Origin of the sequence: Streptomyces sp. SID5643 (assembly GCF_009872555.1) — a bacterium.
Taxonomy (GTDB): domain Bacteria; phylum Actinomycetota; class Actinomycetes; order Streptomycetales; family Streptomycetaceae; genus Streptomyces; species Streptomyces iakyrus.
The window spans coordinates 17,664-42,321 of record NZ_WWIC01000249.1 but is presented as its reverse complement, the minus strand read 5'-3'; the positions used below and the strand labels follow the sequence as shown (position 1 = coordinate 42,321).

22 protein-coding genes are annotated in these 24,658 nt (G+C 73.5%); 9 read left to right on the top strand and 13 right to left on the bottom strand.

Features of this window, described 5'->3' with window-relative positions; genetic code table 11:
- Window positions 1–51: 51 nt before the first annotated feature.
- The 7 genes from GTY56_RS27260 to GTY56_RS27230 all read right to left on the bottom strand — a co-directional run bounded on the left by GTY56_RS27260 (window position 52) and on the right by GTY56_RS27230 (window position 10,026).
- Complete coding sequence (locus tag GTY56_RS27260) at window positions 52–1,068, bottom strand: Rieske (2Fe-2S) protein (RefSeq protein WP_346345597.1); 1,017 nt, start codon at window positions 1,066–1,068, stop codon at window positions 52–54.
- Entirely contained in the window at window positions 1,061–2,044 is a 984-nt protein-coding gene (locus tag GTY56_RS27255; protein ID WP_161367958.1) for a phytoene/squalene synthase family protein, read from the bottom strand. Before GTY56_RS27255 ends, GTY56_RS27260 begins: the two co-directional genes overlap by 8 nt.
- Window positions 2,031–3,593 (bottom strand): phytoene desaturase family protein, encoded by a 1,563-nt coding sequence (crtI, locus tag GTY56_RS27250; RefSeq protein WP_161367957.1) that lies wholly within the window; start codon window positions 3,591–3,593, stop codon window positions 2,031–2,033. The genes GTY56_RS27255 and crtI overlap by 14 nt, the downstream gene beginning before the upstream one ends.
- On the bottom strand, window positions 3,590–4,732 hold the full coding sequence (locus GTY56_RS27245) for a polyprenyl synthetase family protein (RefSeq protein WP_161367956.1): 1,143 nt from the start codon (window positions 4,730–4,732) through the stop codon (window positions 3,590–3,592). The genes crtI and GTY56_RS27245 overlap by 4 nt, the downstream gene beginning before the upstream one ends.
- Before the next feature lie 104 nt (window positions 4,733–4,836).
- The gene (locus GTY56_RS27240; protein ID WP_161367955.1) at window positions 4,837–6,210 is read right to left on the bottom strand and encodes a cryptochrome/photolyase family protein; all 1,374 of its coding nucleotides are present in this window, start codon (window positions 6,208–6,210) and stop codon (window positions 4,837–4,839) included.
- A 4-nt stretch (window positions 6,211–6,214) separates the two neighbouring features.
- Window positions 6,215–7,798, bottom strand: a complete 1,584-nt coding sequence (locus tag GTY56_RS27235) for an SDR family oxidoreductase (RefSeq protein ID WP_161367954.1) — start codon at window positions 7,796–7,798, stop codon at window positions 6,215–6,217.
- 116 nt (window positions 7,799–7,914) lie between these two features.
- Window positions 7,915–10,026, bottom strand: a complete 2,112-nt coding sequence (locus tag GTY56_RS27230; protein WP_161367953.1) for an MMPL family transporter — start codon at window positions 10,024–10,026, stop codon at window positions 7,915–7,917.
- A gap of 88 nt (window positions 10,027–10,114) precedes the next feature.
- On the opposite strand from GTY56_RS27230, the gene GTY56_RS27225 reads away from it, so the two are divergent.
- Complete coding sequence (locus tag GTY56_RS27225; protein ID WP_202510799.1) at window positions 10,115–10,624, top strand: MarR family winged helix-turn-helix transcriptional regulator; 510 nt, start codon at window positions 10,115–10,117, stop codon at window positions 10,622–10,624.
- A gap of 79 nt (window positions 10,625–10,703) precedes the next feature.
- Here GTY56_RS27225 and GTY56_RS27220 read toward each other — a convergent pair whose 3' ends face one another.
- The 3 genes from GTY56_RS27220 to GTY56_RS27210 all read right to left on the bottom strand — a co-directional run bounded on the left by GTY56_RS27220 (window position 10,704) and on the right by GTY56_RS27210 (window position 13,103).
- Entirely contained in the window at window positions 10,704–12,284 is a 1,581-nt protein-coding gene (locus GTY56_RS27220; RefSeq protein WP_161367952.1) for a S8 family peptidase, read from the bottom strand.
- 372 nt (window positions 12,285–12,656) lie between these two features.
- Window positions 12,657–12,878 (bottom strand): DUF2283 domain-containing protein, encoded by a 222-nt coding sequence (locus GTY56_RS27215; protein WP_161367951.1) that lies wholly within the window; start codon window positions 12,876–12,878, stop codon window positions 12,657–12,659.
- A 21-nt stretch (window positions 12,879–12,899) separates the two neighbouring features.
- A complete protein-coding gene (locus GTY56_RS27210; protein WP_524540150.1) occupies window positions 12,900–13,103 on the bottom strand; it encodes a hypothetical protein in 204 nt (67 codons plus the stop codon).
- A gap of 122 nt (window positions 13,104–13,225) precedes the next feature.
- Between GTY56_RS27210 and GTY56_RS27205 the strand changes: the two genes are divergently transcribed.
- The 8 genes from GTY56_RS27205 to GTY56_RS27170 all read left to right on the top strand — a co-directional run bounded on the left by GTY56_RS27205 (window position 13,226) and on the right by GTY56_RS27170 (window position 21,070).
- A complete protein-coding gene (locus tag GTY56_RS27205; protein ID WP_161367950.1) occupies window positions 13,226–14,350 on the top strand; it encodes a DUF4190 domain-containing protein in 1,125 nt (374 codons plus the stop codon).
- A 147-nt stretch (window positions 14,351–14,497) separates the two neighbouring features.
- On the top strand, window positions 14,498–15,250 hold the full coding sequence (locus tag GTY56_RS27200; RefSeq protein WP_161367949.1) for a GntR family transcriptional regulator: 753 nt from the start codon (window positions 14,498–14,500) through the stop codon (window positions 15,248–15,250).
- 341 nt (window positions 15,251–15,591) lie between these two features.
- A complete protein-coding gene (locus GTY56_RS27195) occupies window positions 15,592–15,786 on the top strand; it encodes an SPOR domain-containing protein (protein ID WP_033311135.1) in 195 nt (64 codons plus the stop codon).
- Between the two features lie 61 nt (window positions 15,787–15,847).
- Window positions 15,848–16,294 carry a (deoxy)nucleoside triphosphate pyrophosphohydrolase gene (locus tag GTY56_RS27190; RefSeq protein ID WP_161367948.1) on the top strand — a complete coding sequence of 149 codons (447 nt, stop codon included), beginning with the start codon at window positions 15,848–15,850 and terminating at the stop codon, window positions 16,292–16,294.
- A 124-nt stretch (window positions 16,295–16,418) separates the two neighbouring features.
- Complete coding sequence (locus GTY56_RS27185; protein ID WP_161367947.1) at window positions 16,419–16,862, top strand: ATP-binding protein; 444 nt, start codon at window positions 16,419–16,421, stop codon at window positions 16,860–16,862.
- A gap of 252 nt (window positions 16,863–17,114) precedes the next feature.
- Complete coding sequence (locus GTY56_RS27180) at window positions 17,115–19,751, top strand: SpoIIE family protein phosphatase (protein ID WP_161367946.1); 2,637 nt, start codon at window positions 17,115–17,117, stop codon at window positions 19,749–19,751.
- A 66-nt stretch (window positions 19,752–19,817) separates the two neighbouring features.
- Complete coding sequence (locus GTY56_RS27175; protein WP_161367945.1) at window positions 19,818–20,909, top strand: glycoside hydrolase family 18 protein; 1,092 nt, start codon at window positions 19,818–19,820, stop codon at window positions 20,907–20,909.
- A complete protein-coding gene (locus GTY56_RS27170) occupies window positions 20,906–21,070 on the top strand; it encodes a hypothetical protein (RefSeq protein ID WP_161367944.1) in 165 nt (54 codons plus the stop codon). Before GTY56_RS27175 ends, GTY56_RS27170 begins: the two co-directional genes overlap by 4 nt.
- On the opposite strand, the gene GTY56_RS27165 is transcribed toward GTY56_RS27170, so the two are convergent.
- From GTY56_RS27165 to sdhC, 3 genes are read right to left on the bottom strand one after another with little or no spacing between them, the layout of a single operon-like run.
- Entirely contained in the window at window positions 21,045–21,821 is a 777-nt protein-coding gene (locus GTY56_RS27165) for a succinate dehydrogenase/fumarate reductase iron-sulfur subunit (protein ID WP_161367943.1), read from the bottom strand. The genes GTY56_RS27170 and GTY56_RS27165 overlap by 26 nt on opposite strands.
- Window positions 21,818–23,758 carry a fumarate reductase/succinate dehydrogenase flavoprotein subunit gene (locus GTY56_RS27160; RefSeq protein ID WP_161367942.1) on the bottom strand — a complete coding sequence of 647 codons (1,941 nt, stop codon included), beginning with the start codon at window positions 23,756–23,758 and terminating at the stop codon, window positions 21,818–21,820. Before GTY56_RS27160 ends, GTY56_RS27165 begins: the two co-directional genes overlap by 4 nt.
- An 18-nt stretch (window positions 23,759–23,776) precedes the next feature.
- Window positions 23,777–24,613, bottom strand: coding sequence for a succinate dehydrogenase subunit SdhC (gene sdhC, locus GTY56_RS27155; RefSeq protein WP_161367941.1), 837 nt, complete (start codon window positions 24,611–24,613; stop codon window positions 23,777–23,779).
- Window positions 24,614–24,658 lie beyond the last annotated feature (45 nt).

The window sequence follows — 24,658 nt, the reverse complement described above, 5'->3', positions numbered from 1 at the left end:
CCGCCGGACGGGCCCGGGCCGCTCCGCGCAGGCCCGTCCGGCGGGGTCGTGTCAGCCGGGGAACCGCCCGGTGCTGCGCAACTCCCAGCGCCTCTCGGCGTAGGCCAGGTCGTCGCGCCACAGGCGCCCGGCCGTCCCCCGCATCAGGGGGCGCAGCACGGGGGCGGCGGCCCGGGCCAGGGCGAAGCCGCGCCGGTCCGAAGCGGCGACGACCGCCTCGATCACGGCCGTCCGCGGCCGGTCGGCGTCCGCGGCGGTCAGCGGCGTGGCATGGGTCTCCACCACGGACGTGGCGCCCTCGCCCTCGGTGATGCGCATGACGACGGTGCGCGGCTCCGGCGCCGTGAACTCGGCCCGCACGGGCACCACCAGACGGCCCGCCACCCGGAAGGACACGTCGACCACGAAGGCGTCGTCCTCCTCGCCCCGCTCGGCGCCCCGCGGTTCCCGCACGACCGTCAGATCGACGAAGGAGTACGGGTGGAACCAGGACCCGTGCCACGGGTCGAGCCGGTTGGCCACCACGTCCTGCGGCTCGCACCGCCCGGCCCCGGTGAACACCGCGTCCACCCCGGCGCCCGGTACGGGACGGGCCGGAACCACGGGCCGCTCCGACGGCTCCTCGCCCCCGACGGCGTCCAGCCGCACCCACACCAGCACCCCGTCGTCGTGGACGGGGTACGGCTGCCAGCCGGCGAACGGGGCACCGTCCAGGGCCAGTCCGTGCCAGTGGCAGACCAGCGTGCCGCACACCACCCGGCTGTCCCGCAGCGGAGCACCGAGGTGCGGGCAGGCACCGGGACCGGCCCGCAGGTCGCCCGCCTCCGAGCGCCACAGCACCACCTCGACGCCGCCGACGGTCCTGCCGTAGGGGCGGCCGGGGCGCACGGCGCGGGAGGCACCGACGACGAACCAGTTGCCCGAGGGCCGGGCGGACGCCCGTTTGAGCGTGTCGGCGATCAGCGCCGGGCGGGCCGCGCGCCAGGTCGGCGCCTGCTCCGCCCAGCCGGGGCCGCGGCGCCGCCGCAGCGGTGAGGTCCAGCCAGCCTTGTCCGCCCGGTCAGTCACGAGCCGGTCCTTTCCGTTCCAGCGCGGCGGGCTGCGCCGCGGGCGCCGCGCGCCACCGCGCGCCGGCCACCTTCAGGACACCGGCCGCGGCGGTGGCCGCCCGCCGGCGGCGGGACACCACCGCCCGGCGGTGCAGCACGGTGTAGTCGTGACGCGCGATCGCGTCGAGGATGCCGCCGTACAGCGTGAACGCGGTGCGGATGCACGGGCGTACCCGCGGGTCGAGCATCGCGATGCCCGGTTCCGCATCCCGGTACACGTCCCTGGTCAGGGCCTCGGCGGCGACGAGTGCCGCCCGGATGCGCGGGTCGCCGCGGCCGCTGCGCCTGCTCCACTCCAGCAGCGGCCGGTCCACGCCGTGGGCGGCGAGCAGGTCCGCCGGCAGGTAGACGCGACCGCGGTCCAGGTCCTCGCCCACGTCCCGCAGGAAGTTGGTCAGCTGGAACGCCACCCCGAGGGCCGCCGCGTGCGGTGCCGCCTCCTCGCGCGGGACGACCGTGCCGAGCACGGGCAGCATCTGCAACCCGATCACCGCGGCCGAGCCGTGCATGTAGGCCCGCAGGTCGGCGTAGGTCGGGTAGTCCGTGACGGTCAGGTCGGCGCGCATCGACGCGAGGAAGTCGGCGAACAGGTCCACCTCGATGCCGTAGCGGCCGGCGGTGTCGGCCACCGCCCGCACCACCGGCTCGGCCCCGCCGCCGCCCCGCAGCCCGTGCGCGAGATCGCCCTCCAGCCGCTTCAGCAGCAGGTCCCGCTCGTCGGGTGTCAGCCGCCGGTCCAGGTCGTCGACGATGTCGTCGGCCCAGCGGGCGAAGCCGTACAGCGCGTGCACCGCGGAACGGCGCTCCAGCGGCAGCAGGCGCGTGGCCAGGAAGTAGGTCCGGCCGTGCCGGGCGTTGAGCTGCCGGCACCGGCCGTAGGCGCTGCGCAGACCGGGGTCGGTGATCCCGGCGGCGTCCAGTTCACGACGGGTCATGGGCACCTGCTCCGGTCGGGGCGGACGGGCGGCGGTCGGGGGACCGGCCCGCCCGGGTCACCCGGGTGCGGCCCCCGGTGACGCGGGCGGCGGCGAGTTTCCCGCTGATGAGCACGGTCGGTACGCCGACCCCGGGGGTGGTCCCGCAGCCGGCGAGCACCACGTTGTCCAGCCCGCGCACGAGGTTGCGCGGCCGGAAGGGCCCGGTCTGGGCGAAGGTGTGGGACACGGAGAAGGGACTGCCGGCCGCGTGGCCCTGGGCCGTCCAGTCGAGGGGGGTCACCAGCAGCTCCTCCTCGACGCTGTCCGCGAAACCGTCCAGGCCACGGCGTTCCAGCTCGGCGACCAGGCTGTCGCGGTACCGCGGGCCCAGGTCCCGCCAGGCGGCGGCGGAGGGGCCGACGGCCGTGTTGGGGCAGGGCGCCAGGACGTAGTGCAGGTGGCGGCCCGGCGGTGCCAGGGAGGCGTCGTGCGTGGTCGGACGGGTGATCAGCAGCGACGGGTCGCTCATCAGCGCCCCCGTCCGGGTCAGTTCGTCGAAGGTGCGCTCCCACGCCGCGCCGAAGGACAGCGTGTGGTGGGCGAGGTGGGGCCAGGTGCGGTCGGTCCCCGCGTGCAGGACCACCGCGGACGGTGAGTGCCGCAGACGTACCGGACGCCGGGGCGCCCGGCCCAGGAGCCGGTGCGCGGCGGGCAGTTCGCAGGTCAGCACCACCGCGTCGCACGGGATGCGTTCACCCGAGGCGAGCCGGACCGCCCGCACCCGGCCCGCCGAGCGTTCCAGCGCGCTCACCTCGGCCGACCAGCGCAGCTCGGCACCGGCTCCGGCCGCCACGTCCGCCATCGCCCGGGGCAGGGCGTGCATGCCGCCCTTGGGGAACCAGACGCCGGCCACGGTGTCCATGTAGGCGATCACCGCGTAGGCCGCGAGCGCCCGGGCCGGGGCCACCCCGGCGTACAGGGCCTGGAAGGAGAAGACCCGGCGCAGCCGGGCGTCGGACAGGAAGCGGCCGATCCGGCCGTCGAGGCGCCCGAAGCCGCCGAGCGCCGCCAGCCGGGCCAGATCCGGGTGCGCCAGCTGGAACGGCGAGTCGAAGTTGGTGTCGATGAACCGGCGCATCTGCGCCCGGTACAGCCGCTCCAGCCACAGGCGCAGCCTGCGGTAGCCCGCCGCCTCCGCCGGTCCGGCGAAGCGCCGCACCTCCGCCTCCATGGCGTCGCCGTCGGTGTGCACGTCCAGCGAGGTCCCGTCCGCGAAACCGGCCCGGTAGGCGGGGTGCAGGGGCATCAGCTCGACGTGCCGGCCGAGGCTCTCGCCGACCGCCGCGAACGCCTCGTCGGCCAGGTGCGGCATCGTCAGCACGGTCGGCCCGGTGTCCACCAGGTAGCCGCCGAGCCGTGCCCGCCCGGCCCGGCCGCCCGGGCCGGCGTCCCGTTCGACGAGCGTCACCCGGCGGCCGGCGCCCAGCAGATGCAGGGCGCACGCCAGCCCGGACAGGCCGGCGCCCACCACGACGACATGGTCCGTCGGTCCCGTCACCGTCCTCATACGAGCTCCTCTGCGTGGCGCGGGGCGAGGCCCGAGGCCCGCTCGACCAGGGCGGCGAACTCCCGCCGCACACCCGTGGCGGCGCCGGTCGCCTCGAAATGCCGCAGCCCGGTGGCCGCCAGGTCCGCGATCCTCGCCTCCACCTCGGCCCGGGCGCCCGTCCGCTCCAGCGCCGCCCGCATCCGGTCGACGGTGTGCCCCGGCCGGGCCTCCGTCCCCGGGGCGAGCACGGCGACGGCGTCCCGGTCGCCGGTGGCCTCCGCGAGCCGGACGGCGGCGGCCAGGAGCGGGGTGAGCTTGCGGGAGCGCAGATCCTCGTCGGCCGGTTTGCCGGTGAGCGCCGGGTCGCCGAAGGCGCCGAGGAGGTCGTCGCGCAGCTGGAAGGCCAGCCCCGCGCACCGGCCGGCGGCCCGCAGCGCGCCCACCGTACGGGCGTCCGCGCCGGCCAGGGCCGCGCCCAGTGCCAGGGGCCGTGCGACCGTGTACCGGGCGCTCTTCAGGACGGCGATGGTCAGCGCCTCCTCGGCGCCGGAGGAGCCGCTCGCCTGCGCGCGCAGGTCGCGGTACTGCCCGGCGACCATCTCGGTGCGCATGGCCCGCCACTCCTCGTGCAGCCGCGCGCCGTACGGCGAGGCGAGCGCCGTCTCCGTCAGCAGGTCGTCCGCCCACGCCAGCGCCAGGTCACCCGCGAGCACCGCGGCCGACGTCCCGAACGAGTCGGTGGACCCGCCGGTCCGGCCGGCCGGGTGGTCCCGGGCGAAGGCCACGTGCAGGGCCGGGGCGCCCCGGCGCAGCGGTGACCCGTCCATCACGTCGTCGTGGATGAGGGCGCAGGCCTGGAGCAGTTCGAGGGCCGCGCCCGTGCGCAGGACCGCGCCCACGTCGCCCGAGCCGCCCGCGGCCCGCCAGCCGCACCACACGAACGCCGTACGCAGCCGCTTGCCGCCCCGCCCGACGAACGCGGCCACGCGCTCGGCCGTCTCGCGGGCGAACACCGCGTCGGTGTCGCGAGCCTGCCGCAGCCGGTCCTCCAGCACCCGCTCCAGCACCGCCTCCATGGCGCGCGTCGCCCCCGGAGCGGTGAGCGGGGCGTGATGCGTCTCCGCCGGTCCGGCCGCCTTCGGCCGCGGTCCAAGCATGCCCATCCCCTTCTCGCTTGCGGTCGTTCGCACTTCAGTGCGTCCGTGTGCTTCCGTGTGCTTCCGCCGGGAGTGGTGTTCCGGATGCGTCGGGTGCCCGGTTCTCAGTCGCGGCCACGGGCCTGCCGGAAGCGGGTCAGGCCCTCGCCGAGATCCAGGAGCGGCGCCGGGTAGCGGAGCCCGGCCCGTTCGCCCTCCGGCAATCGCCAGGGCTCGTGCACCGCGGCGCCGCCGACCCCGGCCAGTTCGGGCACCCAACGGCGTACGTACGTGCCGTCCGGGTCGTAGCGCTTGCCCTGGAGGACGGGGTTGAGGACCCGGTGGGGGCGGGTGTCGGTGCCGGTGCCGGCGACCCACTGCCAGTTCAGCTGGTTGTTGACGAGATCGCCGTCCACCAGGTACCGCAGGAAGTGCCGGGCGCCGATCCGCCAGTCCACGTACAGCGTCTTGGTCAGGAAGCTCGCCACCAGCAGCCGGGCCCGGTTGTGCATCCAGCCCTCGTGGCGCAGCTGGCGCATGCCCGCGTCGACCACCGGGTAGCCGGTGCGGCCCTCCCGCCACGCGGCGATGTCCTCGGCGGCCTCCTCCTCGCCGCGCCACCGGTCGCCCCGGGTGCGGTAGTCCTGGACGGACGCCTCGGGCCGGGCCGCGAGGACCTGGTGGTGGAAGTCGCGCCAGCACAGCTGACGGACGAAGGCGTCCGCCCCGGCACCGCCCTTCTCACGCGCCCGCCGGACGACGTCCACCGGCGAGAGCGCCCCGAAGTGGAGGTACGGCGACAGGCGTGAGGTCGCGTCACCGGCCAGGTCGTCGTGCCGTTCCTCGTACCGGGACAGGCCGGTGTCCGCCCACCGGGCGAACCGGTCGCGCCCCGCGCTCTCCCCGCCGGCCGGCAGATCCGGCGAGACGTCCGCCACCCCCGCCCGGGAGGGCGGCTCCTCGCCGCGCACCGCGCCGGGGACCCGCACCGCACGCGGCGCGGGCAGCAGATCGCGCAGCGGCTCCTTGGACCAGCGGCGCATGTAGGGGGTGAACACGGCGAAGTGGTCCGAGCCGACCGGTGTCACCTTCCCCGGCGCCACGGCGGTGACCACGCTGTCGTGCACCCGCAGCGCGACCCCGCCGGCGCCCAGTTCCGCGCGCAGCCGCTCCTCGCGGCGGTGGGCGTAGCCGGTCACCCCCGCGGCCATGTGCACCTCCGTCGCACCGCACTCGGCGGCGACCGCCCGGACCTCCCGGGTGACCGGCCCGGTGCGCACGACCAGCCGTCCGCCGCGCCGGCGCAGCGCGGAGTCGAGATCGGCCAGGCAGTCCGCGAGGAAGGCGACGCGGTTGGGCACGTCGAACCCGGCGGCGTGGACGGCGGGGTCGCGGACGAACAGGGGCACGACCTCGTCCGCCGCGTTCAGCGCGGCGCGCAGGGGCGGATGGTCGTGCAGGCGCAGGTCCGAGGTGAACAGGACGACCGCGACGGTCATGGTGTCACTCCTGGTGCGGTGGTGCGGGTTCCGTGTGTGGCTCCCGGACACTTCGCCGCCCGCGGGCCCGCCGGATGCGCGAGGCGTCGCGGCGTCCGCCGGTGCCCTCGGACGCGGCCCGCGCGATGTTGCGCGCCATGCCGCCGAACACGACGGAGTGGAACGGGGCGACGCTCCACCAGTAGGCGTGGCCCAGCAGGCCCCGCGGATGGAACAGGGCCCGCTGCCGGTAGCGGGTGCGGCCCTCGTCGTCGGTCTCGGCGTACATCTCCAGCCAGGCGAGCCCGGGCAGCCGCATCTCGGCCCGCAGCCGCAGCAGATGACCGGGTTCGATCTCCTCGACCCGCCAGAAGTCCAGCGAGTCGCCGACCCTGAGCCGCTCGGTGTCACGCCGTCCGCGGCGCAGCCCGACCCCGCCCGCGAACCGGTCCAGCCAGCCCCGTACGGCCCAGGCCAGCGGGGAGGAGTACCAGCCGTTGTCGCCGCCGATGCCCTCGACGACCCGCCACAGCGCCTCCCGGGACGCCTCGACGGGCCGTTGCCGTTCGTCCTGGTAGAGGCTGCCGCCCGCCCAGTCCGGGTCGGTGGGCAGCGGGTCGCTGGGCGCTCCGGGCACCGACGCCGAGGACCAGCGCGTGGAGACCTGCGCCTCGCGCACCCTGCGCAGCGCCAGGGCCAGCGCCTCGTCGAACGGCAGCGGCCGGCCCGGGGCGTCCGGCACGTACCGGGCGATGTCGTGCTCGCCGCAGACGACCTCGTGCCGCAGCGACTCGGTCAGCGGCCGGGCGAGGGAGGCGGGCACGGGGGTGACGAGTCCGACCCAGTGGCTGGACAGCCGCGGGGTGAGGACCGGGACCGGCACGATGAACCGCCGCGGCAGTCCGGCGACGGCGGCGTAGCGCAGCATCATGTCCCGGTAGGTGAGGACGTCCGGCCCGCCGATGTCGAAGGCCCGGTCGACGTCGTCCGGCATGGTGGCGGACCCGACGAGGTAGCGCAGCACGTCCCGCACCCCGATGGGCTGGGTGCGGGTGTGCACCCAGCTGGGAGTGACCATGACGGGCAGCCGCTCGGTGAGGTAGCGCAGCATCTCGAACGACGCCGAGCCCGAGCCGATGACGACGGCGGCCCGCAGCACCGTCGCGGGCACGGGCGAGTCGAGGAAGATCTTCCCCACCTCGGCCCGGGACCGCAGGTGCGGGGAGAGCGACTCCTCGGGGACGCCACGGGGCGTGAGCCCGCCGAGGTAGACGATCCGCCGTACGCCGGCGGCCCGGGCCTGCTCGGCGAAGGTCCGGGCCGCGGCGCGGTCGGTGTCCTCGAACCGGGAGCCGGAGCCGAGGGCGTGCACCAGGTAGTAGGCGACGTCGACCCCGCGCATCGCCGGGGCGAGCGACTCCGGGTCCGTGACGTCCCCCCGGACCGTCTCGGCGTGGGACGCCCAGGGGTGGTCGCGGAGTTTGCCGGGGGAGCGGGCCAGACACCGGACGCTGTGGCCCTCTTGCAGCAGTTCCGGCACCAGGCGCCCGCCGATGTATCCGGACGCCCCGGTGACCAGGCAGCGCAGCCGCCGCCGGTCCGTCGCCATGGTGTGCCTCCGTCCTCCGGAACCGTCGCCGCGCTGCCGGAGCGCGCCGGGCCCCGACGTGAACCTTTCCCGCTCGGGGCGCCCGGCGGATGCACGACACGGGTGACGCGGACGGTTCAGCCGGAGGGAGTACCGTCGCCGGGCGCCGGCGGCCTGTCGCGGGCGAGGGCGCTCGGCCACCAGGCCCGGGGCCCGATGTCGATCATCAGCGCGGGCACCAGCAGCGAGCGCACCACGAGCGTGTCGAGCAGCACCCCGAAGGCGACGATGAAGGCGATCTGCACCAGGAACGCCAGGGGGATCACCATCAGTGCCGCGAACGTGGCGGCGAGCACCACACCCGCCGAGGTGATCACCCCGCCGGTGGTGGTCAGCCCGCGCAGCACCCCCTGCCGGTTGCCGTGCGCGAGCGCCTCCTCCCGGACCCGGGACATCAGGAAGATGTTGTAGTCGACACCGAGCGCCACCAGGAACACGAAGCCGTACAGCGGCACCGAGGCGTCCGTCCCGCTGAACCCGAGGAGGTGCTGGAAGACCAGCGCCGAGACGCCCAGCGTCGCCAGGAAGTTGAGCCCCACGGTCGCGACCAGCAGCACCGGCACGAGGAGCGAACGCAGCAGCAGCATCAGGATCAGCAGGATGACGGCGAGCACGATCGGCACGATGACCGTCCGGTCCCGGGCGGCGGTCTGCTGGGTGTCGTACTGCTGCGCCGTGTACCCGCCGACCAGGGCGTCCGCCCCGGGCACCGCGTGCACCCGCGTGCGCAGCCGCTCGACGGTCTCCTTGGCCGCGTCGCTGTCCGCGGCGGCCTCCAGGGTGGCGTCGATGCGCACCCGCCCGTCGACGGCGAGCGGCTCGCCCGCCCCGGGCCGTCCGGAGGCGGAGACGGCGCCGGCGGCGGCCACGCCCTCGGTGCTGCGTGCGGCGGCCGTCACCTCGGCGGCCCGGCCGGCGTCGGCGATGATGACGGCCGGGTTGCCGGACCCGCCGGGGAAGTGCTCGCCGAGCGTCGCCTGCGCGGCCACCGAGGGCGCGTCGTTCACGAAGATCTCGTCGAGCGGCACGCCCTTGGAGGACAGGGACGGCGAGAAGGCCGCGAAGACGGCCAGCACGAGCGCCGTCACCGCCCAGGTCCGCCGCGGCCGGCCGTTCACCGTCCTCGCGACCCGGCGCCACACGCCGGTGCCCTCCCCGGACTCCTCCGGCGGCTTCGGCCGGGACGGCCAGTAGGCGGCGCGGCCCAGCAGGGCCAGCGTGGCCGGCAGGAAGGTGAGCGTGGTCAGCACGGCGCAGACGATGCCGATGGCGCCGACCGGCCCGAGGGCGCGGTTGTTGGTGAGGTCGCTGGCGAGCAGGGCCAGCAGCCCGAGCGCCACGGTCGCGGCGCTGGCGGTGATCGCCCCGAACGAACGGCGTACGGCGGCCACCGCGGCCCCGAAGCGGTCCCCGCGCAGGGCGAGTTCCTCGCGGAAGCGCGCGGCCAGCAGCAGGGCGTAGTCGGTGGCGGCACCGATCACCAGGATCGACAGGATGCCCTGCACCTGCCCGTCGACCCGGACCACGTCCCGTTCGGCCAGCGCATAGACCACCGCGCAGGCCAGGCCGAGCGCGAAGACGGACCCCAGGATGATCAGGAACGGCAGCAGGACGCTCCGGTACACCAGCAGCAGGATCAGCAGCACGGCGCCGAGGGCCACGCCCAGCAGCAGTCCGTCGATGCCGGCGAACGCGTCCGACAGGTCGGCCTGACTGGCCGCGGGGCCGGCGATCCGCGCCGTGGTGTCCGGCACCGCCCGGGCCGCCTCGCGCACCGCGTCGAGGACCGTGGGCAGTTCGTCGCCGAGGTCGGGCTCCAGCTGGACGACGGCCTGTATCGCCTCGCGGTCGTCGGAGAGCAGGGCGGGCGACGGGCGGCCCACGACGCCGGGCTTCCCGGCGAGCGCGGCGACGGCGCGGCCCGCCTCGGCCTGCCGCTCCTTCGTGATCCGCTCCCCGTCCGCCGTCCAGACCACGATGGCCGGCACGGTCTCGGACCGGTCGAAGGCCGCGCGGGCTTCGAGCACCCGGGTGGATTCGGCGCTGCGCGGCAGGAAGGCGGCCTGGTCGTTGGTGGCCACCTCGCCGAGCTTGCCCGCATAGGGACCGAGCGTTCCGCCCACCCCCAGCCAGACGAGCAGCAGAACGAGCGGTACGAGCCGCCGGGCCCAACGCTGTGCGGTACTCATGCGCATCCCAAGCCGTAGGAAGTGAGTCACCGGAGAAGTAACTCACTCATAAAGTATCTCAATCATTGAGAGATACTAGGCTGGGGGGATGAGCGGCTCCGGTGCACCCACGGCATCTCTTCCGGCGGACGACCCCACGGGGTTGCAGTCCTTCGCCGTTCTGTTGCGCCGGATGAACAGCGAGTTCAACCGCATCGCCCAGGAGTTCGCCCAGGCGCAGGGGCTGCACCTCACCGACATGCAGGCCCTGATCGCGATCCTCGACGCCGACTCCGACCCGGAGGCCGGGGGCGAGCCCATGACGCCGGGCCGTCTGCGGGGGCAGCTCAATCTCACGTCCGGCGCGGTGACCGCGTGCCTCGACCGGCTGGAGCGGGCCGGGCACATCCGCCGCGTCCGGGACGCCGGCGACCGCCGGGTGGTGCACCTGCACTACGCCGACGCGGCCAGGGGCCTGGCCCGGGACTACTTCCGCCCCCTGGCGCGGAGCACCGACGCGGCCCGGAGCCGTTTCAGCCCCGGGGAGCTGGAGGTGGTCGTCCGGTTCCTCGCCGAGATGAACGCGGAACTGGCCGTGCTCCGCCGGGAACCGGGCTGAGGGCTCGTCGCGTACCCGGAGGGGGCCGGACTCGTCACGAGCCCGGCCCCCTGCGCTCAGGTCACTGAGGTCACCGACGTCAGAACTGGAGCGCCCAGGCGTCGATCCGTCCGGTGTCGTAGCGGGCGTTGTCGCTCACGCGCAGCTTCCACGTGCCGTTCGCGGCCTCCGAGGAGGCGTTCACGGTGTACGTGGTGTCGATGTTGTCCGCACTGCCGCCGGTGCCGTACGCCTTCAGCGTGTACGCCGTGCCGTCGGGGGCGATCAGCTGGACCTGGAGGTCACCGATGTAGGTGTGGACGATGTGCACCTCGACGGCCAGGGCCGAGGGGGCGTTGCCGGAGACGCCGGAGACCGTCACCGGGGACTCGGCGGTGGCGTTGTCGGCGATGGCCTGGTCGGCGGTGTTCTCGAAGCGCGGGCCGGGCGGGGTGGTCGTGCCGCCGCCGACGTACAGGAGGCGGTTGGGTGAACCGGTGCCGGGGCTGGTGACGACGCCGGTGGTGGCGGCGGACGTCAGCGCGGCGGAGACCTGTGCGGGCGTGGCCGTGGGGTTGGCGGCCAGGTGCAGGGCGGCGGCGCCGGCGACGTGCGGGCTCGCCATCGACGTGCCGGAGATGGTGTTGGTCGCCGAGTCGCCCGTGCTCCAGGCCGAGGTGATGGACGAGCCGGGCGCGAAGAGGTCCAGGACGGTGCCGTAGTTGGAGTAGCTCGCCTTGGCGTCGCTCGACGTCGTGGCGCCGACCGTGACGGCTTCGGTGACGCGGGCGGGGGACCGGGTGGAGGCGTTGGTGGACTCGTTGCCGGCCGCGACCACGAAGGTGACGCCGGAGGTGATGGCGTTGCGCACGGCCGTGTCGATGGCCGTGTCGCCGGGGCCGCCGAGGGACATGTTGGCGACGGCGGGCTTGACCGCGTTCCGGGCGACCCAGTCGATGCCGGCGACGACCTGGGCGGTGGTGCCCTGGCCGGAGTTGTTCAGCACCCGCACGCCGACGACCTTGGCCTTCTTGGCCACGCCGTAGGCGCTTCCGGCGACCGTGCCGGCGACGTGCGTGCCGTGGCCGTGGCCGTCCTGGGCGGTGTTGTCGTTGTCGACGGCGTCGTAGCCGTAGGAGGCGCGGCCGCCGAAGTCGCCGTGCGTGATGCGGACGCCGGTGTCGATGACGTACGCGGTGACGCCCTCGCCGGCGGAGTCCGGGTAGGTGTACGAGCTGTTCAGCGGCAGGCTCTTCTGGTCGATGCGGTCCAGGCCCCAGGACGGCGGGCTGGGCTGCGTCCCGGTGATGGAGAACGTCCGGTTCTGCACGACGGAGGCGACGGCCGGATCGGCGGCGAGACGTTTCGCCTCGGACTCGGACGCCTCGACCTCGTAGCCGTTCAGGGCCTTGGTGTACGTCCGCTCGATGTCGGCGCCGTACCTGCGGGCGAGCGCGCGGCCTTCGGCGGAAGCGGCCTTCTCCGACTTCAGGGTGACGACGTAGCTGCCGGCGACGGCGTTCGCGGCGCCCTCGTACTGGATACGCCCTTCGGTGGCGGCCGGGGCGGCGCCGGCGGGGAGGGCGGAGACGAGGCTCGCGACGAGCGCCGCGGTGGCCGTCGCGCCGAGCGCGGCCAGTCTTCGCCGGGAGGCTCTGTGGGGAGTACGCATCACTGCCATCTGAGGGGTCCTCCTCAATCGGTGGTGCGCTGTGGGGTGTGGTGCACGCCCGTCGGTCGCCGCCGATGAGGCCAATGGGTCATGGCCATGTCAATCCAGCGGCTACTCCTGTGCGTCAGCGAAAGATTGAGGCCTCCACAGGAATTGCACAAGGGTCCTGCACGGACCGGCAGCCCCTGTGTGACACCCCGTCAGCCGCGAGGGGGCCCCGCGGGGGCGGGAGGCCGGGGCCGTCGCCCGGGGGCCGACAGGACGATGACGGTGTCACTCGGGCCGATCGGCCGGCCATGACGGGGCGTGCGCTCGCCGGCGAGCACGAGCGGTGGCATCTCGGGCCGGCCGTCCGGGGTACCGGCCCGGCGCCCCCGCGTCTCAGCCCGTGGCGGACTGCTCCAGTACCTCAACCGGCAGGGCCCCACCCGCACCGATTACCTCGATGCCGAGCAGCCGCCCCGACTCGTCCACGTCAAGCAACACTTCGGCGCCCGCCCCGAATCCCTCGACGGGGATCTGCCGGACGGCGGCGCCGCCCGCGATGTGTGCGACGAGAGAGACATACGCGGTGTCGTTCTCGCGGTCGTACTCGATGTGCATGCTTCGCCTCTCGGGACGGGCTCAGTTGCGGCCGACGGACACGATGATGCCGGTCCTGTCGATCACGACCCGCACCGCCTGACGGGCCGGCAGGCTCAGCGCCTCCTCCAGCTCCTCGCGGGCCGCGCCCGCCGCCCCGTCCGCGAGGAGCGCCAGCAGCGGCCGGAGCCCCGCCGCCGAGAAGACCGTGCCCGCGCGGACCTCCGAGGCCCACCGGGCCGTCAACCGGTTCGCCGCCCGTACCGCCGTGCCCGTCGACCGCGTTCCGGCGCCCGTCGTCCGCCCCCTACGATGCGCCCAGCCGTACGACGGACCCGCCCACCGTCACAGTCAGGAGCACCGTACCCGTGTCGATACCGCCGCCCCCCGGAAACCCGTACGGCCCGCCCTCCGTCAACCGGCCGCAGGCACACGGCCCGTACGGACCCGCCGGGCGTCCGTACGGCACCCCGGTCTCCGTCAACGCCCTGGCCGTCGCCTCCCTCGTGCTGGGCGTGCTCTGCTTCCTGCCCGCCGCCGGGCTCGTGCTGGGGCTGATCGCGCTGTGGCAGATCCGGCGGTCCGGGCAGAGCGGCCGGGGCATGGCGATCGCCGGGTCGGTGCTGTCGTCCGCAGGGATCGTGCTGTGGGCGGTCGTGCTGACCACGGGAGCCGCGTCCGAGGTCTGGGAGGGCTTCAAGGACGGCGCGCGGGGCGATGAGATCCTCTCGCTGGCCAAGGGCGACTGCTTCGACGCGCCCGGCGGGCTGGACGGCGACACCTACGACATCGACCGGGTGCCGTGTGAAGGGCGGCACGACGGCGAGGTGTTCGCGGTCGTCACGCTGCCGGGCGGCGCCTTCCCGGGCGACGCGAAGATCACCCGCATCGCCGGCGAGAAGTGCTACGCCCTCCAGGACCAGTACGCGATGGACACCTGGGCCATGCCGGCCGATGTCGACGTGTACTACCTGCTGCCCTCCCGGGTGAGCTGGCGCTTCGGCGACCGCGCGATCACCTGCCTCTTCGGCGACACCGAGGCCGGGATCAAGCTGACCGGCTCCCTGCGCGGCGACCCCACCACGCTCGGCACCGACCAGGTCGTCTTCCTGTCGACGGCCAACGCCCTCGACACGGCGCTCTACGAGGAGCCCGAGAAGACCCCCGACGACGACCTCGCCGCCCACAGGGCCTGGGCGGCCCAGGTCCACGACGTGCTCGGCGAGCAGGTCGAGGCGCTGCGCGGGCACGCCTGGCCGGCCGGTGCCCGCAAGCCCGTCGCCGGTCTGGTCGAGGACCTGGAGGACGCCCGGGGGGAGTGGCGGAAGGCGAGCACCGCCGGTGACGCCGACACGTACTACACGCACTACGACAAGGCGTACGGCTTCGTGGACGGCCCGGCGACCGTCACCGCGCGCAAGGCCCTCGGGCTGGCGACGACCCCGCCGGTTCCCGGGGAGGACGAGAACGGGGACCCCGAAGCGGAGGTGTGACGGCCGCCATAGCGGGGAGAAACCGCCTGCGTAAAGCCCTCAGGGCCACCATGTCATCACATCGAGTGATTCTCTGGCCTTTGCTTGCACCGCGGAACCTACGGTTGCCACGCTGTTGCTGTCTGTACAACCTGATGGGAGCGGCCAGTGACATTCGGTGAGCAGCCGGCGTACCTGCGCGTCGCGGGTGATCTCCGCCAGAAGATCGTCGACGGTCAGCTGCCACCGCACACCCGCCTGCCCTCCCAGGCCAGAATCCGCCAGGAGTACGGGGTCTCGGACACCGTCGCGCTGGAGGCCCGCAAGGTGCTCATGGCGGAAGGCCTGGTCGAGGGCCGCTCCGGCTCGGGGACGTATGTGCGCGAGCGGCCCGTGCCCCGGCGCATCTCCCGCTCCGGCTACCGCCCGACGGGCGGGGCCACCCCGTTCCGCCAGGAGCAGGCCGACGGCGAGGGCCGCGGCACCTGGGAGTCCAGCAGCGAGCAGTCCGAGGCGAGTGTCGCGGTCGCCGAGCGGCTGGGCATCGAGCCGGGTGAGCGGGTCATGTGCACGCGGTACCTCTACCGCGAGGGCGGTGAGGCGATGATGCTCTCCACGTCCTGGGAGCCCCTCGCCCTGACGGGCCGGACCCCCGTGATGCTGCCGGAGGAGGGGCCGGTCGGCGGCATGGGCGTCGTCGAGCGCATGCGCGCCATCGACGTGGTCGTGGACAACGTCACGGAGGAGGTCGGCGCCCGGCCCGGCCTCGCCGAGGAACTGCTCGTCCTGGGCGGCGTCCCGGGTCATGTGGTCCTGGTCGTCCAGCGCACGTTCTACGCCTCGGGCCGCCCGGTCGAGACGGCCGACGTGGTCATCCCCGCCGACCGGTACCGGGTCGCCTACCACCTTCCGGTCAAGTAGCCCGCGCTCACATCCGCCCCGCGGTGCGCTCCCCGCGCGCCCCGCTCACACCTTCGCCGGACGGACCGTCGCGGGGCGGGGTGGCGCAGGTCCCGCGGGCGTTCGTCATGTGTGCAGGTCGACGGGCGTGTATGCGGTATGCCTCCGGCCGGTTGCACCGAGGTGCACGCACGGCGCGTTCGTCGCCGTGCGCCCCCCGGGTTCTGGCTGGTTGCGTACCTCTTTGTGAAAAGCCGTATTCGCTCCGTGAAGGTTGGGCGTAGGGTCGGGCATATGCGCATTGCGGTTTCCTTAGCTGGTGGGGTACGGCACAGGCCGCGGGTGGGAAGTGGAGGGGCGCGATGAACGACAGCACGGTCACTCTTCCCTGGCTCGTGATACGAGAGGACGACAACGGCAACCGCTACCGAGTGGGCCGGTACGCGACCCGGGCCGAGGCCCAGAAGATCGCGGACAGCCTCGACGGTCGCGGCCACAAGCAGCTCTACTGGGTCGAGCGGCTCGGCCAGAACGGGCCGGCCGTGGCGCACGACTGACCCCGCGGGAGCACCCGGGGAGGTCCCCGGGGCGCCGGTGCGGCTCCCGTAGGCTCCCCGCATGAGTGAGCGGATCGTCGTAGGGGCCGCGCTGGTCGAGGACGGGCGGCTGCTGGCCGCCCGGCGCAGTGCGCCCGCCGAGCTGGCCGGGCGCTGGGAACTGCCCGGCGGCAAGGTCGAGCCCGGGGAGACGGCCGACGCGGCGCTCGCGCGGGAGTTGCGCGAGGAACTCGGCGTCGACGCCGAGGTGGACGGCCGCGTCCCGGGGGAGTGGCCCCTCAGGGCGCCCTACGTCCTGCACGTGTGGACCGCCCGGCTGCGACCCGGCTCCGCGCCCCCCGAGCCCTTGCAGGACCACGACGAACTGCGCTGGCTCGGCCCCGGCGAGATCTGGGACGTGCCCTGGCTCGACCAGGACGTTCCGGCAGTACAGCAGGCGCTCGCCCACCTGGGAGCCGTCGAGGGTCTCGGCCCGGGCGGTCCCGGGCCGGACGGGCCCGGCGCCTGAAGCCGGCCGGGGGCGTGCGACCCGATGGCGTGCTCCTGGAAGCGCTCCCTACGCCTTTCGTGCCACGGTGCGCTGTCCCGCGCGGTACTCCGCCCCGGATATCGGGTATGTGCCCATTAACCCCATGAATTCGGACATGGGCGGGGCTCCTGCCTGGGGAGTGATCGGCGTGATCGACACCGAAGGTGACTGCGCCGCGTGGGTTTTTCCCGCCGAACCGGGCGCCGTGCGCACCGCCCGCCAGGCCGTGCGCGGCCGGCTCCGCGACTGGGGCCTCGACAGCCTCACGGACCTCGCGGCACTGCTGGTCAGCGAGTTGGTCACCAACGCCCTGCGGCACGCCACGGGCCCCATCGGGGTCCGCCTGGTCCGCCCTTCCGGCCGGTGCGCCGTTCTCCTGGTCGAGGTCTCCGACCCGCTGCCGGACCCGCCCCGCGAACGGGCCGCCCGGCTCGACGACGAGAGCGGCCGCGGACTGCACCTGGTGGCCTCCTCCTCCCGCCGGTGGGGCACCCGGCCCGGCGTCTCGGGCAAGACCGTCTGGTTCGAACTCGCGGTGCCGGAGTGAAAATCCGGTGTACGTACGTCTTACCGCTGTAGAGCGAATGGTTCAGGCCAGTGGCGGTTGCCGACGCTCGGGATTCGACGACGTGTCCCCTGGTTAGAAGACTGGAAGTGTTGTCACGGTCCGGACCGAAAACCATCGGGACCGTGCTGTGATCGTGAACACCGTGTTGTGCGGCACCGTAGTGCTGGATACTGCGGGCAGCCGCCCCCGGTGACCGGTGCCGGACGCGGTGAGCTGGAGGGGACGGTTCGCGTGAGCGAGATACCAGCGAAGTCCACGGAGTCCGAGGACCCGTCGGAGGGCGCGAGGGCGAGGGCTGCCGACGGCCTGGCCTCCGCGGTGGGAGGTGCGCTCGCCGCCGACGGGGTCCCGCAGGGGGACGCCATGTGGCAGAGCAGTCCCCCGGGATCCATCTACGACTACATCAAGGTCGCGTCCTTCTCCATCGGGCCCGACGGGCTGGTCGAGCAGTGGAGCCTGCGTGCCGAGCACCTCTTCGGCATCCCCGCCGACCGCGCCGTCGGCATGGATCCCATCGAGGCGTTCATCGATCCGCGTCACCGCGAGCGCGGTATGCGCAAGATGGCCGAGATCCTCGACGGCCGCGAGTGGACCGGCGTGGTGCCCTTCCGGATGCCGCGGGGTGTCGAGGGCGAGTGCGGCCACGAGGGGCTCGCCGAGGTGTACGTCATGCCGACGCGCACCGAGGAGGGCGACAAGGCAGCCGTCTGCATCGTCGTCGACGTGCGCACGCTGCGCAGCATCGAGACCGACCTCGCCGCCTCGCAGGCCATTTTCAGTCAATCCCCGTTCGGCTTCCTGCTGATCGACCCCGACCTGCGGGTCCGCCGGGTCAACCAGCGGTTCGCCTCCATCTTCGGCGGCGCGCCCGACGACCACCGCGGCAAGGGCGTCCACGACTACCTCCAGCGCGGCGAGGCCGACCGGGTCGCCGCCACGCTGCGGCGGGTGCTGGAGACCGGCAGCTCCATCACCGACATGCACGTCACGGGCTTCGTGCCGGGCTCCGACGAACGCCGCCACTGGTCCGTCAACCTCTACCGCGTGCACAGCGGTTCGGGCCGCCCCATCGGGATCGCCTGGCTCGGCATCGACATCACCGCCCGCCGCGCCGCCGCCCGCGAGGCCGCCGCCGCCCGGCGCAACCTCGCCCTGCTGAACGAGGCGGGCGCCCGCATCGGCAACTCCCTGGACCTGGAGACGACGGCCCGCCAGCTCCTCGACGTCGTCGTCCCCGGCTTCTGCGACCTGGCCACGGTCGACCTCTACCAGGGCCTGCTGGCCGGCGACGAGACCCCGCCCGGGCTCGCCGACGGCAGCGCCGAACTGCGCCGGGTCGCCTTCGCCAGCGCCGTCTCCGACGCGCCCTTCGCCGGCACCGGTGTGCCCGTCGCGGTGGGCGCCGTCCACCACTACCCGTTCAACTCGCCCTGTGCGGACGCCCTGCGCACGGCCCGCCCGCAGACCGTCCCGGGCGAGGACGGCGGGCTCGTGCAGTCCACGCTCGCGGTGCCGATGGTCGCCCACGACACCGTCGTCGGGCTGGTGCAGTTCGCCCGCACCAAGGGCAGCGAGCCGTTCGGCGACCGGGACCGCGACCTCGCCGTGGAACTGGCCGCGCGGGCCGCCGTCTGCATCGACAACGCCCGCCTCTACCGCCGCGAGCACGAACGCGCGTTGATACTGCAACGGTCCCTGCTCCCACCCGGCGACCCGGAGGCATCCGGCCTCGACATCGCCTGCCGTTACCTGCCCGGCAGCGTCAACACCGGCCGGCCCAGCGAGGTCGGCGGCGACTGGTTCGACGTCATCGAACTGCCCGGGCACCGCACCGCGCTGGTCGTCGGCGACGTCATGGGCCGGGGCCTGCGCGCCGCCGTCGCCATGGGCGAACTCCGCACGGCGGTGCGCACCCTGGCCCAGCTCGACCTGGAACCGGCCGAGGTGCTCTCACAGTTGGACGAGATCGCCCGCGGCCTCGGAGCTCCCGGCGGGGTGCAGCAGGCGACCCGGGCGGCCCGCCGCCCCCGCGAGGCGGACCTGTCGGAGGTGTACCTCGCCACCTGCGTCTACGCCGTCTACGACTCCGTCACCCGGCGCTGCACGTTCGCCAACGCGGGCCATCTGCCGCCCGTGCTGGTCGAGCCGGGCGAGGCGGCACTGATGCTGGACGTGCCGCCGGGCATGCCGCTCGGCGTCGGCGGCGAGCCCTTCGAGGAGGTCGAGGTCGAACTGCCCGAAGGCGCCCTGCTCGCGCTCTACACGGATGGACTGGTCGAAAGCCGCGACCACCCCCTGGACGAGGGACTCCAGGCCTTCGTCAGCGCCCTCGCCGACCCCACCCAGCCGCTGGAGGACGTCTGCGACCACGTCCTCAACACCCTCGACACCCACCACGGCGAGGACGACATCGCGTTGTTGATGGCACGTGTACAGGGACTGCCCACGGATTCCGTCGGCGACTGGACCCTGCCGCGCGAGCCGCGCAGCGTGGGCCGGGCCCGCGAGTACGCCCGCGCCCAGCTGCTCGCCTGGGACATGGAACCCCTGGTCGACACCACGGAGCTCCTGGTCAGCGAGCTGGTCACCAACGCCCTGCGCTACGGCGAGGGCGAGATCCGTTTGCGTCTCCTGCTCGACCGCACGCTGGTCTGCGAGGTCTGGGACTCCGGCCTGGTCCAGCCCCGCCGGCGCCGCGCCCGTGACACCGACGAAGGCGGCCGCGGCCTCCAGCTGGTCGGCCTCCTCAGCGCCGCGTGGGGCTCCCGCCGCACGCCCCGGGGCAAGACGGTGTGGTTCGAACTGCCCCTGCCCGGCGGCGACACGAGCCTGACGGATCCGGCGGAGGCGCTGCTGAGCCTGTTCTGACGGCAACCGAACGTCCGTACTGATCGTCATCCCCGGCAACACCATCCGCAACACCGGGGAGACGGCATGGACCGCACGGAAGGCACCACCCCGGCCGAGGCGGCCGCCGAAGACGCCGCGCAGGACCCTCCCACACCCCAGGGAGAAGGCAAGCGGCGCCGCCGCTGGATCAGGCGCACGGCGCTCGCCGTGGTCCTGGTCCTGCTGGTCCCGCTCCTGGCCGCACTGACAGCCCTCCGCATCAACTACACGGGCGACCCGGCCGACGGCACCCGCACCCGCGACCGCGACGCCCTCTGGCTCGGCCACGCCTGGGTGGACGGCCGCAAGAAGGACGCCGACGTCACCGCCCTGGCCCGCCGCCTGCGGGACACCGGCATCCGCGACCTGTACGTCCACTCGGGCCCTCTGGAGCACGACGGCACCCTCCCCAAGTCGGTCTATCCGAGGGCCCGCTGGTTCATCGACGCCGTGCACGAGAAACTGCCCGGCGTCCGCGTGCAGGCCTTCCTCGGCGACGTCCTCGCGTCCGAGGACAGCGAGGGCATGCTCCTGAACGACCCGGACACCCGCGCGGCGGTCGTCCGCTCCGCCCGCCAGGTCCTGGACACCGGCTACGAGGGCATTCACCTCGACCTGGAACCCATGCCGTCCGGCGACCGCGACTTCCTCACCCTGCTCGACTCCCTGCGCCGCGAGACCCGCTCCCGGGACGCCCAGCTCTCCGTCGCCGCCCACCAGATCGACCCGCTCCCGGCCCTGCACACCGTGTTCGGCCTCTTCACCGAGCATCCCAAGTGGTGGTCGCAGAAGTTCTTCGGCCAGGTCGCCCGCCGCGTCGACCAGATCGCCCTGATGTCCTACGACACCGCCCAGCCCCTGGAGGGCACCTACGGCGGCTTCGTCGCCCAGCAGACCTCCCTCGCCCTGGAGGTCACCCCGCCCTCCACCGACCTGCTGATGGGGCTGCCCTTCTACTACGAGAGCAACTTCACCCACTGGGGCCACGCCGAGACCGTCCCCGCAGCGGTCCGGGGCGTCCGCCTCGGCCTGACCCGCACGGACGCGGACCGGGCCCGCTTCGGCGTCGCGCTGTACATCGACTTCGCCGCCACGGAGGCCGACTGGCGTGCCTACAAGGAAGACTGGGTCGGGTGACCCGGACCCGGCGCCCCCCGCCCCGCACCCGCACCTGCCCGCGGACGCGGCCGTCGTCGAGGACCCTCGTCGAGCGCGATCTCCCGCATCCGGGCCGGATGCGGGAGATCGCGGAACACAACTTCCAGCAGGCGCTCAGCCTGCCGAAGAGCGCCTCCTGATCTTCGAGCCCAGCCACACCAGCGGGTCGTACTTGCGGTCCGCCGCCCGCTCCTTCAGCGGGATCAGCGCGTTGTCCGTGATCTTGATGCCCTCGGGGCAGACCTCGGTGCAGCACTTGGTGATGTTGCAGTAGCCGAGGCCGTGCTCGTCCTGGGCGGTGGTCTTGCGGTCCAGGCCGGTTTCCGCCGCCGCGTCCAGCGGGTGCATGTCCAGCTCCGCCACCCGCATCAGGAACCGGGGTCCGGCGAACGCCTGCTTGTTCTCCTCGTGGTCGCGGACCACATGGCAGGTGTCCTGGCACAGGAAGCACTCGATGCACTTGCGGAACTCCTGCGAGCGGTCCACGTCCTCCTGCATCATCCGGTACTCGCCCGGAGCGACACCGGCCGGCGGCACGAAGGCCGGGACCTCCCTGGCCTTGGTGTAGTTGAAGCCGACGTCGGTGACCAGGTCGCGGACGACCGGGAACGCCCGCAGCGGCGTCACCGTGATGGTCTCCTCGCGGTCGAACACCGACATGCGCGTCATGCACATCAGCCGCGGCCGGCCGTTGATCTCCGCCGAGCAGGAACCGCACTTGCCCGCCTTGCAGTTCCAGCGCACGGCGAGGTCGGGCGTCCGGGTGGCCTGGAGGCGGTGGATGATGTCGAGCACCACCTCGCCCTCGTTGACCTCGACCTCGAAGTCCTCCAGGCCGCCGCCGCTCACGTCCCCGCGCCACACCTTGAAGTGGGCCGTATAGCCGCTCATTCGTAGAGCTCCTCTTCGGCGAGGTACTTGACCAGCTCCTCCTTGTCGAACAGGGCGAGCAGGTCGGCACGGACGGGTTCGGTGGTCTCCCGGGTGAGCTCGATCTGACCGCGGACCGGGTCCGTGGCCGCCAGGCCGCCCGTCGGGTCGGTGAGCGCGCACAGCAGGTTGATCCGCCGCCAGGCGCGGTCCATCCCCGGATGGTCCTCGCGCGTGTGGCCGCCGCGCGACTCGGTGCGCTCCAGCGCGGCCCGCGCCACACACTCACTGACCAGCAGCATGTTCCTGAGGTCCAGGGCGAGGTGCCAGCCCGGGTTGAACTGCCGGTGCCCCTCGACCCCGGCCCGGCGCGCCCGCACCCGCAGCTCGGCAAGCTTCTCCAGGGCCTGCTCCATCTCCGGCTCCCGGCGGATGATGCCGACCAGGTCGTTCATCGTCTGCTGGAGCTCCTGGTGCAGGGTGTACGGGTTCTCCGGCGGGCCCCCGGAGGGCTCCTCGGTCTCCGCCTCGGCCGAGAAGGGCCGCAGGGCCTCGGCGGCGGCCGCGTCGACCTGGACGTCGTCCACGACGGGCCGCGCCCCGGACAGCCCCGCCGCGTACTCGGCCGCGTGCCGGCCCGCCCGGCGGCCGAACACCAGCAGGTCGGACAGTGAGTTGCCGCCGAGCCGGTTGGAGCCGTGCATGCCGCCGGCCACCTCACCGGCCGCGTACAGCCCGGGCACCCCGCGCGCCGCCGCCGTGTCGGACTCGACGGCGACCCCGCCCATCACGTAGTGGCAGGTGGGCCCGACCTCCATCGCCTCCGCGGTGATGTCGACATCCGCCAGCTCCTTGAACTGGTGGTACATCGACGGCAGCCGGCGCCGGATGACCTCGGCGGGCATCCGCGTCGACACGTCCAGGAACACGCCCCCGTGCGGCGAGCCGCGCCCCTCCTTCACCTCGGCGTTGATCGCCCGCGCGACCTCGTCACGGGGGAGCAGCTCGGGCGGGCGCCGGTTGTGGTCCGGGTCGTCGTACCAGCGGTCGCCCTCCTCCTCCGTCTCGGCGTACTTGTCCTTGAAGACGTCGGGGATGTAGTCGAACATGAACCGCTTGCCGTCGGAGTTGCGCAGCACACCGCCGTCGCCGCGCACCGACTCGGTGACGAGGATGCCCTTCACCGACGGCGGCCAGACCATGCCGGTCGGGTGGAACTGCACGAACTCCATGTTCAGCAGGGGAGCGCCGGCGAGCAGGGCCAGGGCGTGGCCGTCGCCGGTGTACTCCCACGAGTTCGACGTCACCTTGAAGGACTTGCCGATGCCGCCGGTGGCGATCACCACGGCCGGTGCCTCCAGCACGAAGAAGCGGCCCGACTCGCGCTCGTAGGCGAAGACCCCGCAGACCCGTCCGCCCTCCTTCAGGACACGCGTGACCGTGCACTCCTGGAAGACCTTCAGCCGGGACTCGTAGTCGCCGGTCTCACGGAAGTCCTCCTGCTGGAGGGAGACGATCTTCTGCTGGAGGGTGCGGATCAGCTCCAGGCCCGTGCGGTCGCCGACGTGGGCCAGGCGCGGGTACTCGTGGCCGCCGAAGTTGCGCTGGGAGATCCGGCCGTCCTTGGTGCGGTCGAACAGCGCCCCCCAGGTCTCCAGCTCCCACACCCGCTGCGGCGCCTCCTGGGCGTGCAGCTCGGCCATCCGCCACTGGTTGAGGAACTTGCCGCCGCGCATGGTGTCGCGGAAGTGCACCTGCCAGTTGTCACCGCTGTTGACGTTGGCCATGGCCGCGGCGATGCCGCCCTCGGCCATCACCGTGTGCGCCTTGCCGAACAGCGACTTGCAGATCACGGCCGTACGGGCGCCGCGCTCACGGGCCTCGATGGCGGCGCGCAGGCCCGCGCCGCCCGCGCCCACCACGACGACGTCCCACTCCTGCCGGTCGACCACGGACATCGGTAAGGCCCCATCCCTCTAGAAGAAGCGCGGATCGTCGAAGACACCCGACGCGACCAGGTAGACGTAGAAGTCGGCGAGCGCCACGCTCACCAGCGACGCCCAGGCGAGCTGCATGTGCCGGGCGTTGAGCTTCCCCGCCCACTGCCACATGCGGTAGCGCACGGGATGCCGGGAGAAGTGCTTGAGCTTGCCGCCGACGATGTGCCGGCAGGAATGGCAGGAGATCGTGTACGCCCAGATCAGCACGATGTTGACCAGGAACACGAGGGTCCCGAGACCCATGTGGCCCCAGGCGTACGTCTCGTCGCGGAAGGCGAGCACCGTGTCGTAGGTCAGGATTCCGGCGACCACGATCGCGGCGTAGAAGAAGTACCGGTGGATGTTCTGCAGGACCAGCGGGAAGCGGGTCTCGCCGGTGTACTTCTTGTGCGGCTCGGCCACCGCGCAGGCCGGCGGGGAGGCCCAGAAGCCGCGGTAGTAGGCCTTGCGGTAGTAGTAGCAGGTCAGGCGGAAGCCGAGCGGGAAGATCAGGATGATGATCGCGGGCGAGATGCCCCACCAGCTCCCGAAGATCTCCCAGTTCGGGCCGGCCTTCATCGGCTCGCAGTTCTCCGCCAGGCACGGGGAGTAGAAGGGCGAGACGTACGGCGCCGCGTAGTAGTCGGCGTTCGCGAAGGCCCGCCAGGTCGAGTACACGATGAACGCGAGCAGACCGGCCGCGGTGCCGGCCGGGGCCAGCCACCAGCGGTCGGTCCGCAGATGCGGGGCGGCGATCGCGGCCCGCGCAGCGCCCCGCACACCGCCGCTCTCAGGTCTGGGTTCGGTGGCGGGGGGTTCCGTACCAGTGGCCACGTGACGACTCCGGTCGGGTTCGGGGGAGGTGCCGGTCGCGCTCGA

Bases quoted from the DNA above. Each gene is read 5' to 3' on its own strand.
- GTY56_RS27255 (WP_161367958.1), bottom strand. From the start codon at position 2,044: ATGACCCGTCGTGAACTGGACGCCGCCGGGATCACCGACCCCGGTCTG.
- crtI (WP_161367957.1), bottom strand. From the start codon at position 3,593: ATGAGGACGGTGACGGGACCGACGGACCATGTCGTCGTGGTGGGCGCC.
- GTY56_RS27245 (WP_161367956.1), bottom strand. From the start codon at position 4,732: ATGCTTGGACCGCGGCCGAAGGCGGCCGGACCGGCGGAGACGCATCAC.
- GTY56_RS27240 (WP_161367955.1), bottom strand. From the start codon at position 6,210: ATGACCGTCGCGGTCGTCCTGTTCACCTCGGACCTGCGCCTGCACGAC.
- GTY56_RS27235 (WP_161367954.1), bottom strand. From the start codon at position 7,798: ATGGCGACGGACCGGCGGCGGCTGCGCTGCCTGGTCACCGGGGCGTCC.
- GTY56_RS27230 (WP_161367953.1), bottom strand. From the start codon at position 10,026: ATGAGTACCGCACAGCGTTGGGCCCGGCGGCTCGTACCGCTCGTTCTG.
- GTY56_RS27225 (WP_202510799.1), top strand. From the start codon at position 10,115: ATGAGCGGCTCCGGTGCACCCACGGCATCTCTTCCGGCGGACGACCCC.
- GTY56_RS27220 (WP_161367952.1), bottom strand. From the start codon at position 12,284: ATGGCAGTGATGCGTACTCCCCACAGAGCCTCCCGGCGAAGACTGGCC.
- GTY56_RS27215 (WP_161367951.1), bottom strand. From the start codon at position 12,878: ATGCACATCGAGTACGACCGCGAGAACGACACCGCGTATGTCTCTCTC.
- GTY56_RS27195 (WP_033311135.1), top strand. From the start codon at position 15,592: ATGAACGACAGCACGGTCACTCTTCCCTGGCTCGTGATACGAGAGGAC.
- GTY56_RS27190 (WP_161367948.1), top strand. From the start codon at position 15,848: ATGAGTGAGCGGATCGTCGTAGGGGCCGCGCTGGTCGAGGACGGGCGG.
- GTY56_RS27185 (WP_161367947.1), top strand. From the start codon at position 16,419: ATGAATTCGGACATGGGCGGGGCTCCTGCCTGGGGAGTGATCGGCGTG.
- GTY56_RS27175 (WP_161367945.1), top strand. From the start codon at position 19,818: ATGGACCGCACGGAAGGCACCACCCCGGCCGAGGCGGCCGCCGAAGAC.
- GTY56_RS27165 (WP_161367943.1), bottom strand. From the start codon at position 21,821: ATGAGCGGCTATACGGCCCACTTCAAGGTGTGGCGCGGGGACGTGAGC.
- GTY56_RS27160 (WP_161367942.1), bottom strand. From the start codon at position 23,758: ATGTCCGTGGTCGACCGGCAGGAGTGGGACGTCGTCGTGGTGGGCGCG.